Origin of the sequence: Sinorhizobium arboris LMG 14919 (genome assembly GCF_000427465.1) — a bacterium.
Lineage (GTDB): Bacteria > Pseudomonadota > Alphaproteobacteria > Rhizobiales > Rhizobiaceae > Sinorhizobium > Sinorhizobium arboris.
In genome coordinates this window covers 237,968-253,656 of sequence record NZ_ATYB01000009.1, presented here as the reverse complement: position 1 = coordinate 253,656, position 15,689 = coordinate 237,968, and the positions used below count along the sequence as shown (strand labels likewise).

General features: G+C 61.4%; 9 protein-coding genes and 4 pseudogenes. 8 read left to right on the top strand and 5 right to left on the bottom strand.

Going from position 1 to position 15,689, the window contains the following annotated elements:
• Nucleotides 1–54: 54 nt before the first annotated feature.
• Entirely contained in the window at nucleotides 55–2,340 is a 2,286-nt protein-coding gene (locus tag SINAR_RS0109040) for an acyl-CoA dehydrogenase (RefSeq protein ID WP_027998793.1), read from the bottom strand.
• Between the two features lie 298 nt (nucleotides 2,341–2,638).
• On the bottom strand, nucleotides 2,639–3,442 hold the full coding sequence (locus SINAR_RS0109030) for an alpha/beta hydrolase (RefSeq protein ID WP_027998792.1): 804 nt from the start codon (nucleotides 3,440–3,442) through the stop codon (nucleotides 2,639–2,641).
• Between the two features lie 381 nt (nucleotides 3,443–3,823).
• Here SINAR_RS0109030 and SINAR_RS1000000138270 point away from each other — a divergent pair.
• From SINAR_RS1000000138270 to SINAR_RS0109010, 3 genes and pseudogenes are all read left to right on the top strand, one after another.
• A pseudogene (locus SINAR_RS1000000138270) lies at nucleotides 3,824–4,214 on the top strand (ion channel).
• A gap of 682 nt (nucleotides 4,215–4,896) precedes the next feature.
• A pseudogene (locus SINAR_RS1000000137760) lies at nucleotides 4,897–4,989 on the top strand (LysR family transcriptional regulator); the annotation flags it as partial.
• Between the two features lie 133 nt (nucleotides 4,990–5,122).
• Entirely contained in the window at nucleotides 5,123–5,350 is a 228-nt protein-coding gene (locus tag SINAR_RS0109010) for a hypothetical protein (RefSeq protein WP_027998790.1), read from the top strand.
• A gap of 453 nt (nucleotides 5,351–5,803) precedes the next feature.
• Here SINAR_RS0109010 and SINAR_RS1000000137515 read toward each other — a convergent pair whose 3' ends face one another.
• Nucleotides 5,804–6,043 carry a hypothetical protein gene (locus SINAR_RS1000000137515; protein WP_027998789.1) on the bottom strand — a complete coding sequence of 80 codons (240 nt, stop codon included), beginning with the start codon at nucleotides 6,041–6,043 and terminating at the stop codon, nucleotides 5,804–5,806.
• A 219-nt stretch (nucleotides 6,044–6,262) separates the two neighbouring features.
• On the opposite strand from SINAR_RS1000000137515, the gene SINAR_RS1000000136545 reads away from it, so the two are divergent.
• The 4 genes and pseudogenes from SINAR_RS1000000136545 to SINAR_RS0108985 all read left to right on the top strand — a co-directional run bounded on the left by SINAR_RS1000000136545 (nucleotide 6,263) and on the right by SINAR_RS0108985 (nucleotide 10,870).
• Nucleotides 6,263–6,511, top strand: a complete 249-nt coding sequence (locus SINAR_RS1000000136545; protein WP_027998788.1) for a hypothetical protein — start codon at nucleotides 6,263–6,265, stop codon at nucleotides 6,509–6,511.
• A gap of 233 nt (nucleotides 6,512–6,744) precedes the next feature.
• Entirely contained in the window at nucleotides 6,745–7,401 is a 657-nt protein-coding gene (locus tag SINAR_RS0108995) for an ABC transporter ATP-binding protein (protein WP_027998787.1), read from the top strand.
• Nucleotides 7,398–9,807, top strand: a pseudogene (locus tag SINAR_RS01000000133260) (ABC transporter permease). Before SINAR_RS0108995 ends, SINAR_RS01000000133260 begins: the two are co-directional and overlap by 4 nt.
• The gene (locus tag SINAR_RS0108985; protein WP_027998786.1) at nucleotides 9,797–10,870 is read left to right on the top strand and encodes a lipocalin-like domain-containing protein; all 1,074 of its coding nucleotides are present in this window, start codon (nucleotides 9,797–9,799) and stop codon (nucleotides 10,868–10,870) included. Before SINAR_RS01000000133260 ends, SINAR_RS0108985 begins: the two are co-directional and overlap by 11 nt.
• 586 nt (nucleotides 10,871–11,456) lie before the next feature.
• On the opposite strand, the gene SINAR_RS0108980 is transcribed toward SINAR_RS0108985, so the two are convergent.
• Nucleotides 11,457–12,719 carry an alpha/beta hydrolase gene (locus SINAR_RS0108980; protein WP_050577456.1) on the bottom strand — a complete coding sequence of 421 codons (1,263 nt, stop codon included), beginning with the start codon at nucleotides 12,717–12,719 and terminating at the stop codon, nucleotides 11,457–11,459.
• 201 nt (nucleotides 12,720–12,920) lie between these two features.
• Nucleotides 12,921–15,118, bottom strand: a pseudogene (locus SINAR_RS1000000138445) (adenylate cyclase).
• Between the two features lie 261 nt (nucleotides 15,119–15,379).
• Between SINAR_RS1000000138445 and SINAR_RS0108970 the strand changes: the two are divergent.
• On the top strand, nucleotides 15,380–15,679 hold the full coding sequence (locus tag SINAR_RS0108970; RefSeq protein WP_209439300.1) for a hypothetical protein: 300 nt from the start codon (nucleotides 15,380–15,382) through the stop codon (nucleotides 15,677–15,679).
• Nucleotides 15,680–15,689: the final 10 nt, after the last annotated feature.

Here is a 15,689-nt window from a genome sequence, read left to right as displayed (position 1 = left end):
CGGCTGTAGGAGCGTTGATGGTCCGAGGCAGGCGCTGGTCCAATAGGCCGCGTCTCACTGAGCGGCATCGGAGCCTGCCGAGCGCTTGTCGCGCATCGTCTTCTTTCTTCGATGCTGCGCGGCGACCGGCGAGATCTCCTCCATGGGAAATGCGTCGACCGCTATCACGCGGTCCGCCGCCGCCTTGGCTTCGGCGAGTTGCGCGAATTCCGCCTCGCTGATGACACTCTTGGCGCGGGCCTCTTCCAGGTCACGGACATGCACGTCGCGCATCTTCTTTTCGATGGGTGCCGCCGCGGTGACGAGCCCGAAAGCCCGCTCGAGATCCTTCAGCGGATGCTCCGCATGTCCTTCACCCAGGTAGATGTCTGGCGTCAGCCGGTCGCGCTGCGGCGAATCCTTCATCAGTGTCTCGGCCACCGCGCTCGTCAGTGCGTCTGACGGCGCCGGAGCGGATACGCCAGCGGGAAAAGCGGCCAACCTGACGAGGAATGGCACCCAGCGCGACGGCAGATTGTCGAGCACGCCGGCAAAGGCGGCCGCGATGCGGCCCTGCCCCTGGCGCATGACATAGTCGACGATCGGTCGGTCTTCCTCATGCCGGCCCTCTGTCTCGAAGCGCTTCAGAACCGCGCCGAGCAGGTAGAGTTCCGAGAGTATGTCGCCTAATCTGGCCGAGATCATTTCCTTGCGCTTGAGCGCGCCGCCCAAGGTCAGCAGCGAGAGATCCGCAAGCAGCGCGAAGGTTGCGGCATGCCGCGACAGCTGTTTCCAGTAGCCGGGCATCGCCGCTTCGGGCGGCGCCGGACCGATGCGCCCGCCCGACCACCCGCGGACGAAGGCTCGCCAGAGCGCAGCGAATACATGCCCGACATGGCGCCAGACCACCTTGTCGAATGCGTCTAGCCCTTTCGCCTCGTCCTCATTCGACAGGGCCAGTATTTCCTTCAGCATGTAAGGATGCGAGCGCACCGCGCCCTGACCGAAGATCATCAGATTGCGCGTGAGGATATTCGCGCCCTCGACCGTGATGCCGATCGGCGCCGACCTGAACTGGCTGCCGAGATAATTCCGCGGGCCGTCGATGATCGCCTTGCCGCCGTGGATATCCATCGCCTTCGCAACGGAATCGCGCATCCGCTCAGTGGCATGGAATTTCATGATGGCCGAGATCACCGACGGCTTGTGTCCCTCGTCGAGAGCGGCGATGGTGAGCCGCCTTGCAGCATCGATCTGGTAGATATTTGCGGCGAGATCGGCAAGCGGCTTCCGGATGCCCTCGAACGTGCCGATCGGTACGTTGAACTGGGTCCTGACTCGCGCATAGGCGCCGGTGGCGCGCGCGCATATGGCTGCTGCCGCCGCCGATTGCGCCGGCAGCGAAATACCGCGGCCGGCCGCGAGCGCCGTCATCAGCATCTTCCAGCCTTTTCCTATCTGCTTCTCGCCGCCCAGGATCAGGTCGAGCGGCAAGAAAACGTCCTCGCCGTAAAGCGGACCGTTCTGGAAATGGGTGAATTGCGGAATGTGTCGCTCGCCATACATGACGCCTCGCGTCGACGTCGGCAACAACGCAACCGTGATGCCGAGCTTCTTGCCGTGGCCGAGATGATTTTCCGGGTCGTACATCTTGAAGGCGAGGCCCGCCACGGTGGCGATGGGGCCGAGCGTGATGTAGCGCTTGTGGAAGTTGAGCCTGACGCCCAGAACCTTTTCGCCCTCCCATTCTCCATATTCCACGACGCCGGTGTCGGTCATCGCCGCCGCGTCCGACCCGGCCTCAGGCGAGGTCAGGGCAAAGCAGGGGATCTCGCGCCCGTCGGCGAGCCTGGGCAGCCAGTAATCGCGCTGCTCGTCGGTGCCGAAATGCATCAGCAATTCGCTGGGGCCGAGCGAATTCGGCACCATTACCGTCACGCCGGCCACGACGCTGCAGGAAGAAACAGTGCGGACGACCTCCGAATGTGCGGTGTTTGAAAAGCTGAGGCCGCCATATTTTTTAGGGATGATCATGCCGAAGAACTTCTTCTCGCGCAGAAAATCCCAAACCTCACCCGACAGGTCGCGGTGCTCCCAGTTGATCTTCCAGTCGTCGACCATCGCGCAGAGTTCGCGCACCGGCCCATCCAGGAAGCCCTGCTCCTCTGCGGATAGTTTCGCGGGCGGCTTGGCGAGAAGCTTGCTCCAGTCGGGATTGCCGGTGAAAAGCTCGCCGTCCCACCACACCGTGCCCGCCTCGATCGCGTCGCGTTCGGTCTTCGAGATCGGCGGCATGATGCGCGAGGCCCATTTGAAGACTGGCTTGGTAATAGTGTCGCGTCGGAAAGTGCGCACGCTCATCGGAAATCGCCTCCCGTTCCTTATCTCTCGCTGGAATGCTGCGCATCGCGATCAGTTCCAGCCTTCGAAAGATCAAAGAACGCGACGGCGCCATGGGATCGCGATAGCGCCGGACGGGTCACTGCTGGTGTCTGAAGATACGAACGGGGTGATTTACAGGATCAGCTATAAGGCCGGCGGAAACTGAACCCGTCCTGTTCGATCCGTGCTCGGCAACCAGGTCTCCGCCTAGTCGCCTCCAGCGGCGCTTGATCGCTGGCGTGACGCGCTTCGGATTGAGGGCCGATTTCCTTTAACCTCAATCGTCACTAACCGCAGCGATCGATTCGCGCAGTGCCCCGGCGAAGTCGGGATGGCCATAGAGGTCATTGTGGCCAGACGCGATAGCGATGTCGCTGCGCAGGTCGCGAGCGGCCTCGCGAACGGGTGCCGAGCGCGCCGCGGGAACAATCACGTCGTTGTCGGCCGTGATGATGGCCGTCGGGACGTCGAGATTGCGCAACGTTTCCGCCGTTTCCATGCGATGCCGCAGCAAAAGGCGCACCGGAAGCCAGGTATAGTGGTGTGCGGCAAGTTCCTTCAACGAGTCGAACGGGGTTACAAGGATGACGCCCCGCAGATGCCTGGTAGCGGCCAGATCCACCGCAACTGCAGCACCGATGCTAAGGCCAACCGCAACGACGCCTGCTTCGGTCTCTGCGGCAACGTGATCGTATGCCTGCCGGGCATCGTCGAACAGGGCGACGGCTGAGGGGCGGCCGCCGCTCGGCTCATAACCGCGGTAGTGCATTGCGGCTACCTCATAGTCGGGGAGTAGTTGGTGCATCATTAGGGCAAGCGCATCGGCGTTCCAGGCGTTTCCGCCGAAGCCGAGTAAGAGTGGCCGTGGTTCAGCTGCCGACCGCTCCGGCAGCAGGCGCACCACAACGATGCGCTCGCCTTCCTCCGTTAGCAGTTCGACATGGCGTACGCTGGCCGGCAGGTCGGGGCCGAGCGCAGCAAGGCCGGCCGGAAAGATCAGCCAAGTCTGAAAGAAGTACACGCCGGCCGCGACGATCACATACGACCCTGCCAGCGCAAGCATCAGTTTCACGAGCCACATCGCCGGAACTTCGCCCAACTGTCGCGATCTGGCAATGGGGCGAGAAGAGACTGAGGTTCCGGAAATCTCCGCCCATCACCCCGTTACGTGTGCGAGGGCCTGTATGCGGCAATGATTTTCAAACTTGATCTTCTCTTGGTCTGGCCCCCGATTGGCGACCATCTCCTCGTCTGATCTGGCTTCACTGCAGGAACCGGAAGGAACGACCCTATGCGGATATTTTGAGCTTCGATGCGAGATGACTGGATCTCGCGCATGCGGACCATGTTATAAGCTCGCGGCCCACTAGGGCTCCCTGCTATTGTACTTGAACCAGTTGGGTACGGTCCCGTTTAGGAGCGCCGATAACGACTGCGACAAGCACCATGTCGAGGTTGATACGTGCCAGGGATTGTGTGGGTCTGCCTCCTGTCAGCCGCGCTCGTCGTCGTGACAAGCGCTACTCATTTTAAGATCATGACCGGCGTGGCGACCCCGCGCCGCAGCAAGCTACTTTCGAAACGAACCGAACTGATCGTGTTCCTTGGGTGCCTGGATGCACTATCACCCTGAATTTGGTTCACTTGCAGGGCTGGCAGGATCAGGCACCACAGACTTCTTCTATTTCTCGCTGAGTTGCTACAGTACGATGGGATTCGGCGATGTTTACGCCACGGGCGACATGCGAATTATCGCCGGACTGGAAGGGTTAAACGGGCTTGTGCTGATTGCTTGGTCGGCGTCTTTTACCTTCATTTCCATGGAGCGTATCTGGCGCGACGACGACAAGTAAACAGCCCCCAAAAGCCCTACGCCTAAATCTCTGGCCTTGTTAGGGCGGGCTGGCGTAGGCGGGCCCATGCCAGGCCTGCTTTTCGGGGCCGACATCATCTTCGCTACAGTTTTGGTCTTCCGCGACGCCAGATGGCTGAACGACCGTCGCGAGGCGTTGAAGAGCTGCTTGCTTTCGATCTCTCCTCGGTCGCCGAATCTCGCCTTCGATGAAACAGTTGCCTACTCGAAAGTTTCAGGGACTTCGGGAGCCGTTTTCGGTTCAGTAAAATAAACTCTCGGCTCTCAGCCGACGATTATTCGGAATTGACCGGTTCCGCTCAACGGCAGGCGGAAGAGACGCCATCATCCGCGGCAGGTAAGGCGCCCGGCGAGCCGCCGGCGGAACTGTCAGGCCCCAAAGCGAATAGCGCGACAGGTCCTATGCCATTAAACAAATTACGCAACATCGAAACGGTTCGATTCCTCTCATGGCGAGGGGATTGTACAGTCACGGCGCCACGGCGCCGCATCGGCCGGCCACCGATCGCCTTTAGTCTCGCGCGTGGTTTAATCTTGCCCGTCTCTTTGCGAGGATGTTCGCGTTCCGTGCTCAAAGGATCGCATAATCTATCGTCTGCAACTGCAGTCGGACGAAGTTAGCTGTCGGTGGGAGCCAACGCTTCAGAAAACTTCGAGCTGAGTGCGTGCGTGGCGACGATCTCAAGATCGGGCTTGGTATAACCTGGAACAAGGAGGACCCGACCTCCGCCAGAGACGTTATCATCGACAATGCGTCGCCGGCGGATAGACATGAGGCCGACGAGCCGGTTGCGGTTTTCTGGCCACCGTCCATGCAGCGTCAGGTAAATCCTTGTCATCAGGAACCAACGCGCTCGCCAGCTATTGTTGTGCGAAAGGAGAGTGCCGATGACCACTGATATCCGAAACGCCAGGTTCTACGTATTGGAACAGGACGATCTCTCCACCCCCACCGACGCAATTCCCGTCAGTTTCGAAGAAGCCTTTAACGAGGCTGAAAAGCTCACGGCCAGCGGTCGCGCTGTTCATGTTCTTTATACCGAGGAGGCAACTCAGATACAGTTGACCCGCTTTGCCGCGGCCGGCATCCGCACGAGCCTTGCTCCGCAAGGTTAGGGGAAATTGCCGAGGACCAGCGCTATGTTGCTTGCCCACCACCTGGAATTTCATCGCCTGAGCGGCGCGCTCTCTCCACGAGACCATGAATCCGCTACAGCGGGCGCGGGCTCAAGCCCAACCGCAGCGGAGCGAGGCTGCGTCGGGGGCCCCACAAGGCTGAGATACTCGCATTCGATTGGAACTCTGCTTCTGCCGAGCCGTTCTTCTTGTGGAAGACGGGAGCAACGTACCATGATGGAAAAAGTTCCTATTCGGCCCAAGAAGGGCGATCCCAAAGTGCGGCCCCTCCGCCGTCCCGACCCTCAGGAATCGACACCAAAGTCCGTTGAACGCGAAAATCCGCCTCGGGACACAAGAGAGGCGCCGGCGCCAAACCCGAATGGCGAACACGCCCCTTAGCTTCGAAGGCACGGCACGCGGTCTCGCACCTACGCTGGCTGACCTCTTGGTTTAGCGCTGCGTTCCCGGTCGGCCCGGGTGTGCATTGTCGAGCGCGAGGATTCGCCATTCCGCCGAATCGGCTTCCAGGCGGGCGCGATAAGCCGCATAACTTTCGAGGCCGAGATCATGCATGCGCCGCCTCAGGCGCTTGCAAACCTGGCGCCGCACCTTCCGGAACCCAGGCCAGGGTAGGTCGAGCTGTGGCAGCGCCCCCTGCAGGAGACCCGTCCAATCCATATCGTTCACCATGTCCCAATACCGTTCCTGACCGTCGAGAGGGCGTCGGCGCCGGCTTCGTCTCCGCCACCGCATCGGAAGGTCGTTCCAATGCCTCGTCGAGGCCAGCGCGCCGTGCACCTTTTCTTCTCGTCCACCCTCAGCTATTTGTCCAATCACCGAGAGAGATTCCGGTTCGACCGGCAGGAGGCGCGGTCCTGCGCCTTTCGGCCGCGGGACAGCAAGCACGCCATGCAAGTTCAGGTCGAAACCTTTATGGACGACGGCGGTGCCGAAAAGCTCCGACGATTTTACCTCAACGGCCGGCAGATCGAAGTGGCCGAAAACATCGATCAGTGGCACGGCGCCGACTACCGCTACTTTAAGGTCAGGGGCAGTGACGGTAACGTTTACATTTTGTATCTGGACGAACTTCGAACGGAGTGGGCGCTGACGATGTACCAACGCTCGCATTCACGAGACACCCCCGACGCCATGTGACGAATTCTTCAAGTCTGGGCATCGGCCCGCTTGTGTAGGACCTAGGCCCTAAGTTCATTCCCGAAAAGGCGCTAAGGCGGCCCCGGAAAAACAGCTTTGTCTCCTTCGAAAGACGAGCCGTTTTGCGCAGGACCTGACGTTCGACGAGCTCAGCATTCGCATCTCCTCTCCGTGGGCCTTTCCAAGCGGCCGTGGAGAGTTACATATGTGAAATCTTCCTAATCTTGGCCGCCATGGTGATCACTCTCCGCAATCTCAGGAAATCCTATGAGACCGCCGAAGGGCGGCTTGAAGTGTTGAGAGGGATCAATCTCGATCTCGGCGCGGCCGAGAGCGTTGCCCTGACAGGGGAGTCGGGCAGCGGAAAGAGCACCCTCCTGCATCTCGTAGCCGGCCTTGACCGCCCGAACTCAGGCGAGATCGAGATCGGGGGCCGAGACATCTCCAAGTTGAACGATCGGGAACGCGCCGCCTACAGGCGAACCGAAGTCGGCCTCGTATTTCAGCAGTTCAACCTTGTCCCCTCACTAGACGTGGCCGCGAATGTCGCTTTCCACGCCAAGCTTGCGGGACGCCACGATCTCGCGTGGGAAAATAAACTCGTGGAGCGCCTCGGAATCGGGCCATTGCTGACCAGATATCCCGAGCAGCTTTCCACCGGACAGCAGCAGCGGGTGGCAATCGGACGAACCCTTGCCGCTCGTCCCGGCTTGGTTCTGGCAGACGAACCCACGGGGAATCTGGACGAGGCCAATGGAGACGCCGTCCTGGATCTGATGCTCTCGCTTTCGAAGGGAATTGGATCAACGCTGCTCGTGGTGACACACTCGCAAAGACTGGCGGACAGGCTCGACCGGCAGGTCCATCTGCGGTGCGGGCGGATCGAATGACGATGTGGACCGAATCCACAGCACTTCTGTCCCACTGGCGACGACGACCGCTGCAACTCGGCGCTCTCTTGTCGGGCCTGGCACTGGCGACGGCCTTGTGGTCCGGAGTGCAGGCAATCAATGCAGAAGCCCGCGCGAGCTACGCCCGCGCCGCGGTTGTGCTCGACCAGAAAGGGTTGGCGAACCTGGTTTCCCCAAACGACCGCTCGATTCCTCAATCCGTCTTCGTGCGGCTCAGACTGGCGGGCTGGAACGTGTCGCCAGTTTTGGAGGGGGAATATCGGTTCGGAGCCACCCGGTTAAGGGTGATTGGGATAGAGCCACTGACGATGCCCGCGGAGACGCAGACCGTCGACCTGAGAAATGCCGAGGACTTGCTTTCCTTCATCACGCCTCCGGGCATGATAGTCGTCTCTCCTGGAACAGTGGAGAAAATCCGAGGGCAGACCGACCTCGCGCTGCATGTTTCGAATCGGATGTTAGACGGGGCTGCCTTCATCGATATCGGCTTGGCTCAGCGGCTATTGAGACGAGAGGGCGAGCTCAGTCGGATCGTGATCGCCGAAAACCAACGTCCCGGTCTGGAGCCGCTTGGGAAGCTTGTTCCAACGCTCTCGGTTCGCGAGCCAAATGCACAAGCCGACGTCGAGCATCTTACCGAGAGCTTCCATCTCAATTTGACGGCTTTCGGGTTTCTCGCCTTCGCTGTCGGGCTGTTAATAGTGTACTCGACGATCGGCCTCGCCTTCGAGCAACGGCGGCCGACGTTCAGAACGCTTCGCTGCCTTGGGGTTTCGATGAGTGCGCTTGCGGTTCTGCTGCTCGCCGAGCTTATCCTTTTTGCCCTTGCCGCCGGGGTGGTCGGCGTCGCCATTGGATACTTGGTCGCGTCGCTGCTGCTACCCGGAGTGGCCGCAACCCTCGAAGGACTCTACGGAGCCAGCGTGCCCGGCACGCTTTCCCTGCGTCCGGAGTGGTGGGTTTCTGGCTTCGCCATCGCAGTGGCCGGAACATTGGTTTCGTCGGCCCAGCCTGTTGCGGTTGATGAGGGTGCCTTTGCTCGCGGCGGCCCAGCCCCAGACCTGGGGGCGATCGTCGGAAGCGGGGCGGCGGTTTCAGGTGCTGGCCGCAGCGGCTTTGCTAGCCCTCTCGGGAGCTCTTCTTCTGTCGGCTGATGGACTCCAGGCGGGCTTTGGCGTGCTTGGCTGTCTTCTGCTCGGGGCGTCGCTACTTTTCCCCGCTGTGCTCTCCGGATTCATCACCTTGATGCAGTGGACGTCTTCGCGAGCGCTCGTCACATGGTTCTGGGCCGACGCGCGGCAGCAGCTCCCCGGACTTTCCCTTGCCCTCATGGCGTTGCTTCTTGCGCTGGCGGCAAATGTAGGCGTCGGAACCATGGTGTCGAGCTTCCGTCTTACGTTCGTCGGCTGGCTCGACCAACGTCTCGCCGCGGAGCTTTACGTTGCCGCCCGGAACGAAGGCGAGGCAGACAGGCTCAAGGCATGGCTCGCAACCAAGGTGGAATCGGTGTTGCCGATCTCCAGCATAGACGCCGAGATCCGGGGGCAGCCGATGCAGATCTTCGGTGTCGTTGACGATCCGACCTATAGGAAGCACTGGCCCCTGATCGTTGGCAGGCCGGACGTCTGGGATCTGGTGGCGTCCGGTGAAGGGGTGTTGGTCAACGAACAGTTCTGGAGGCGGGAGCGGCTCCGCATCGGCGATCAGCTGGAATTGGCGAGCGACTGGAGTGCGGCGGTTGTGGGCGTCTATTCGGATTACGGGAACCCAAAGGGCCAGGTCATCGCCGGAATAAACGCCCTGACCTCTCGCTACCCGCACGTCTCGCGCCTGCGCTACGGTCTGCGGGTCCAGCCTGAACAGGTTGCAGACCTACGTTCGAGCCTCTCGGACGAATTCGGACTTCCACCAGAGAACATCGTCGATCAAGCGGCACTGAAGGAACAGTCACGGCGGATCTTCGATCGCACATTTTTGGTTACTGGCGCGTTGAATATATTCACGCTTGGGGTTGCGGCATTGGCTATGTTCTCGAGCCTCCTCACGCTTTCGGACATGCGCCTCCCGCAGCTTGCACCCGTGTGGGCGATGGGGGTCACGAGACGCGATCTCGCTCTCCTCGAGCTTCTGAGGATGCTGCTGCTCTGGCTGGCGACATTTATTGCCGCTTTGCCACTCGGCCTGGCGCTGGCGTGGGTGCTTCTCGCGGTGGTGAACGTCGAAGCCTTCGGCTGGCGTCTGCCGATGCATATCTTTCCTTACGAGTGGGTCAGGCTCGGTCTCGTCGCGCTCGCCGCTGCGGTCGTTTCCGTACTGATCCCGCTTCGCCGGCTGGCGGGACTCGCGCCGTCGGATCTTCTGAAGGCTTTCGCCAATGAGCGTTAGATCGACTGCGATCGCCGTTGCGATGATGACAATGGCCAGCTTGTCCGGAAGCCAAGCGGCCTCCGAGGGTTTTGCTGGCCTCGGCTCGGTTGCCGGAGGGTTCTCGGAGCCGCAGCCCGGCCTGCTGTTCCGGTTCCCTGCCGACCACGGCCCACATCCGGATTTCCGGATAGAGTGGTGGTATCTAACAGCCAATCTTGAAGCTCCCGACGGGACTCAATACGGAGCGCAGTGGACCCTTTTCCGGTCAGCGCTTGCTCCAAGGGAGGTCAACGGGTGGTCGAGCCCCCAACTCTGGATGGGTCACGCGGCCGTCACCACTTCAGGGGACCACTTCGTGGCAGAGCGTATTGCACGCGGGGGAGTGGGGCAGGCTGGGGTTGTCGCGGAGCCCTTCTCGGCCTGGATCGATGATTGGCAGATGAAGGGACATGCCGTCCCAGGAGCGGATCAGCTGGCCGATCTCAGCCTGACTGCGACGGCAGAGGAATTCGGCTACGAACTCCGCCTGTTGGCCACGGGCCCGCTGGTGTCGCATGGCGATAACGGCTATTCGCTGAAATCAGCGAAGGGACAGGCCAGCTACTACTATTCGCAACCGTTCTATGCGGTGACCGGCTCGCTTTCGCTACCGACCGGGAATGTCGAGGTGACGGGGAAAGCTTGGCTTGACCGCGAGTGGTCGTCGCAGCCGCTTGCGGAAGATCAGACCGGTTGGGACTGGTTCTCGCTGCATCTCGATACAGGGGAGAAGCTCATGGGCTTCCGTCTCAGAAATGAAGGAGAGGGATTTACCTCCGCCACTTGGATCACTGCCGATGGGCGACCGGACCCCTTACCCGCGGCAGCTCTCAAGATCGTTCCCGTGCGAACCGCCAAAGTCGCAGGACGTCAAATTCCCGTTTCATGGAACGTCCAGATTCCCAGTCGCGGCTTTGACGTCACAACCCAGCCTCTGAACGACCATGCGTGGATGTCAACGTCCATACCGTATTGGGAGGGCCCGATTGCCTTTGAAGGCAGTGTCAGTGGGAGGGGCTACCTGGAGATGACCGGGTACTAGCCCAAAGCTCTGGTAGCGGGAAAAGGTATTGAAGAACCGTTCCGGCCGCACGAAGCGTCACGACCAGGTAGGCCGCGAGCGCGATGACGACGACAAGCCCGGTCAGAGCCTCGATCATCAAACCCTTCCCAGAGTCGGCTCAGTGCTTCTGCGGATCTTCTTGAGATCCGGATCGCCGCGAGGCGGTGGATGCGATCACCGAAAAGACGGTCGTGCGGTGGACGCGAGGCGCGCGAAAAGCCGCAGGATAGGGCTTTCATGTACAGCCGCTGCTTCGAGGATCTCGACGGCCATATTTGGGAGCCGCTGGGGATGCACCCCGGAAGCGGCCGTCCAAGTGACCGAGGCTTTCGCCAATGCAGCCGCTTGACCGCACCCTTCATCGTTGCCGCCCGCGACGACACGAACCGTGATTGCGCTCGCCTTCATCAGAGCGCGCAACGCGTATAGAGGAAGCTGTCCCAACGCGCGCGCAGCAGGGAGACGTTCCCGTTCTGTGATGAAAAGATCGCATAATACATCGACAGGAACTGTCTGCTCCCTTTCTAGGGTAGGCACTAATCGAGTTCCCCGGGACGAAACCAAATTAGTTTTGCGGCGCGCACGCCGGATCGCGTTCAGCCGACTGTCTCGCACCGCAGCCTTTCACGGCCACCTTCTGCTTGCCACCCGATTGTCCCATCGCCGAACCAACGTGGTGGGCGTAGTTGTCTCGGGTATGCGGATCGATGACGGCGACCGGAGCAGCGAGGATGAGGCCGGCAGCGCTGCCGGCTGCCGCGGCGGCTCCCGTCGTTCCTGCAATGAGATGGTCCCCGAGGCCCAACCGGCTGTCCGTCAGAGACTGACCTTCGGAGATGCGTGCGCCGATGAGCCGCACGACTTCCGGGGATTCGGCGAACTTGCCGTGATGCATGCCGTCGCCGTCCTTGATCTTCGTCAGATCGATGACGTTGATCTCGTTGTCCGCGAGTTCCTGCTTGTAGGGATCGGCCTCCGGGTCGATCGAACCGAGCCGGGGAATGTCGCCCCAGACCCGGCGAGAGAAGGCGAGAGCTCGATCGTCGCGGGATACGAACAGGGTGAACCGGGGATGCTGGCTGCCCATGTCCTCGATCTGCGAACGGAAGACGTCGACATCGACATCCGGAGCCGCAAGCATCACGTTTTTGAATTTGTTCGGCAGGCCGTCATTGCGGATCGCCATCTGGCGGAGAGCTTCGAGCGTGAGCCAGTTCCCCATCGAGTGTGCGAGGATTGATACCTCCTTCACCTCTTTATCTGCGGCGAGATACTGGAAGAGCGATTCTAGCGCATTGCGGGTGTAATTGGTGCTTTCGCGGTCGTAGCCATAGGCAAGCAGGCTGCCTCGCGACGGCCATGTCACCAGCACAGGCGCACTCTTGATTCCTGAGTCATGGACGATCTGCGCGAAGCGATAGACGGAGTCCTCGAAGCGGTTGTTGAAGCCGTGGATGAAGACGAGCACGCTGCGGTCTGGCCTCTTCCTGACCGTTGTGTTGAGCCAGGTCTTGGCTCCATCCCTGGTCAGTTCGTCCGCCTTTAACGTCGCGAAATCAGTGGCCGGATTGGACGGAAGTTTCTTCGGCCAGGCAACCTCGCCGACCCTGCGGACAGGCGGAATCGAAACCGTGATATTCGCGAAGGCCGGGGCGCGCGCTCGTTCGCCCGTGAACATCTCTCCGGCCACCTCCGAACGGCCACGGGTGGTGGTGATCAGCATATCGACGCGGCTCGTCGCAGGCGTGCCCTCGGCGACAGGCGTCAGCACGCCTTTGGGATGCCCGCCGCATCCAGTCATAACCACGAACGTTCCGCAGACCACCATGCTTTGAAAAAGCCGGAAGAATCCGGAGTGTTTCGTGAGGCGATTTTGACTGGTCACTGGTATCCCCATGTTAAGAGTGCGTCGTGCGAAACGCGACATCCTCCGGTCGAGTCTGCCCCACGGCCGATGCACGAAGTTTAGGTGAAGGCAGAGCGGCACGCCCGTAGCATCAGGGTAGTTACGTGTAGTTATCGTGACCCTCTAGCGCGGCCGTGCATCGTTCGCCGCACGCGCGATAGCGGCCTCAACGCCCTCCGGTACTGGCAGGCCCGCCTTTCGAAGCCCTGCAACCAGGCGCAACTGATCTTTCGGCGTGTAGTTTCGCGTCGTGAGTTCAGCCTGAATGTTGTGAATGAAGTCAGGGCGCATCCGCATGAACGTCTCGCCCGCTCGCCGGGCCTCGTCTGGCATCCCGGCATCCGCATAGATGACCGCGGCGACGGCATGGAAAAGCGGGAATTTCTGGAGGTCGGCCTGTTTGATGCCGGCCGCCGCCGCCGGGTAGTCTCCAAGCATGTAGGCCGCTAGGGCACGAGCTCCGTAATAGTACCCCCCTCCGCCCGGATTGAGCGCGATTGCCCGGTCCAGAAGCGCCGCGCCGCGGCGCCACTGTCCGCCCATCGCCAGCCGGGTCGCAAATTCACCCAAGAGCTCGGTGTCGTTAGGGTTCATGGCAAGCGCCTGCTCTCCGGTGCGCATCGCCTCGGCATATTGCCCGTTGAAGAACAATGCGGTCATCAGCGCCTGACGGCCGCGGGTGTTGCCGGGATCGAGCTGAGTTCCTCTCCGCGCCGCGTGGAGCGCCCGTTGCATGGCAGTGGGGGCGCCGGACCTCGAATTGAAACTGAATCGCTCCTCATCGAGGTAGACGATGGACAGCATCGCCCAGGCAGTCGCATAGGTCGGATATTGGGCGACCGCGCTTTCGAGACATGCCCTGACCTCGGCGTGACGTTCCACGCTTAGCTCGGCGCGGTAGTCGTAGAACCTCAGCGTGCACCGATAAGCGCCAAGATCGTCTGGCGGCGGATGGCGGCAGCGGCTTGGGCAATGATGCCGTACGGCTGCGCAACGGTGGTCGCCACCTTGCTCGCGACATCGGACTGGATTGCGAACAGATCGCGCGACTTCAGATCGTCGTCATAGTCTTCCGACCACAGGATCACTCCGTCGGAGGCATCGACGAGTCGGGCGGTCACCCGGATGCGGCTGCCCGATGTCCGCACGCCGCCCGCAAGTAGATACCGCGCGCCCAGTTCATCCCGGACCTGCGACACGTCCACGTCCGGCGGCAGCGATTTCGATGTCTCGCGACCGAAGACCTTGATCTCTTTGAAGCGGGGAAGAGCGGTCAGGAGTTCCTCCGTCAGGCCATCTGTATAGATGACGGCATTCGGCCCCTCTCCAAGATTGGCGAAGGGCGCGATCACGAGAGTGGGACCATCCGGCACCGGAACAGCGTCTGCTGGTGAGGCGGAAAGCAGTCCCGACCGACCGATCATCGAGTAGCCGAGGATCGCGGCCGCGACTGCCACGACGCCTGCGACCAGAAATGCCCCATACCGCCGCCTTCTGAGGGGAGCTGGCTCGGACATATTCGGAACCGACGCCCTGTCCGCTTCGGAAGGCACGAGATTGTTCCATCTGAACGTCGGCCCGTACCCGCCTTTGGGGACCTCTATTCGCAGCGAATCGGTCTGCCCCGCGACCAGGTAGTAGCGCTCGAGCGCCCGCCGCAGCCGGGCCGCTTCGATCCGCACGACCGGGTCGTCCTGCGAAAAGCTCTCGTCGCGCTTGAAGACCTCGGTTGCGATAGAGTGGCCCTTGATCCGCTCGGCTCGGCCAGCAAGCGTCTCCTCGACAATATAGCGCAGGAGCGCGGTTCCTCGCCCGCCACCGTGAAATTCCGGGTTCGAGACTATCCGCTCGAGCTGGGCGCGAACGTCGTCAGAGGAAGGAACCGCTGAAACCGAGAAGGCGTCCATCGGTCCTGGAGCCGGAGGCAGCATTGTGGCCGCGGCGGGCTCAGGCGAGGCTCGCTCCGAGAAGATAGGGACATAACCGCCCTTGGGAATCTCGATGACCATAGGATCGGACTTCCCGGCCGTCAGGTAATAGCGCTCCAGGGACCGGCGAAGGTGGCTCGCAGCAATGCGCACGATCGGATCGTTCTGTGGATCGAACGTACTGTCCCGACCGAACACTTCCACGGCGACGGTATAGGCTTTTATCCGACCGCCGCGGCCGGCGAGGGTCTCCTCGACGACATACTGGAGAAAGCGGTGTTCGCGCTCGGTCGCATCGAAATCCGCGCTCTGCCGGATGCGGGCGAGCTGGGCCAGACACCTGGCGTCCGTGGACTGCGGTTTTTCCGGGTCCGATGCTGCAGTGTAAATCACGACACCCCCGTGCGTGAAAAGCGAGAATTGTGCCGGCCGTTCCCTTCGGCCGAAAGCCGCATCTAGCAGCCACAAACTATAGATCAGGCGTGTAAAGTGCAACAGCGACAACCGTCGATCGACTGCAGCGCGCCATAGGGCGGCGGCAAAATGGCGAGCGCCTCGCGGCACCCGGCCGCAACAGATGATCACGTAAGTTACAGCCCTCCACCTACGCACGAACCGAAACTCCGCATAGGCTGCCTGCTTATCGGAGGGGCGATGACCTGGATCAACGACCAGAAGGGCGAGGAGCTGGCTTTTTCAGCGGCGGCGCGTCGCTTCCCGCGGGCCGAATTCGCGATCCGCCGTCTGATGAGAATGAGCGAGGATTTCTTCGATCTGTGCGGAGAGCTCGCGGAAGCCGAGCACGCGCTCGCCCAGGTTCTGCAGTCCGACAGGGTGCTGCGTGAAGAGCGGGAGCGCGAATGGCAGGAGCTTATCAATTGCCTCGTCGCCGAAATCGGCGAAGCCCTCGAAGGGCGGGGAGGGTGGAAGCCCGGCTTGGGAAACTCCGACTGAAGGGCTCCTC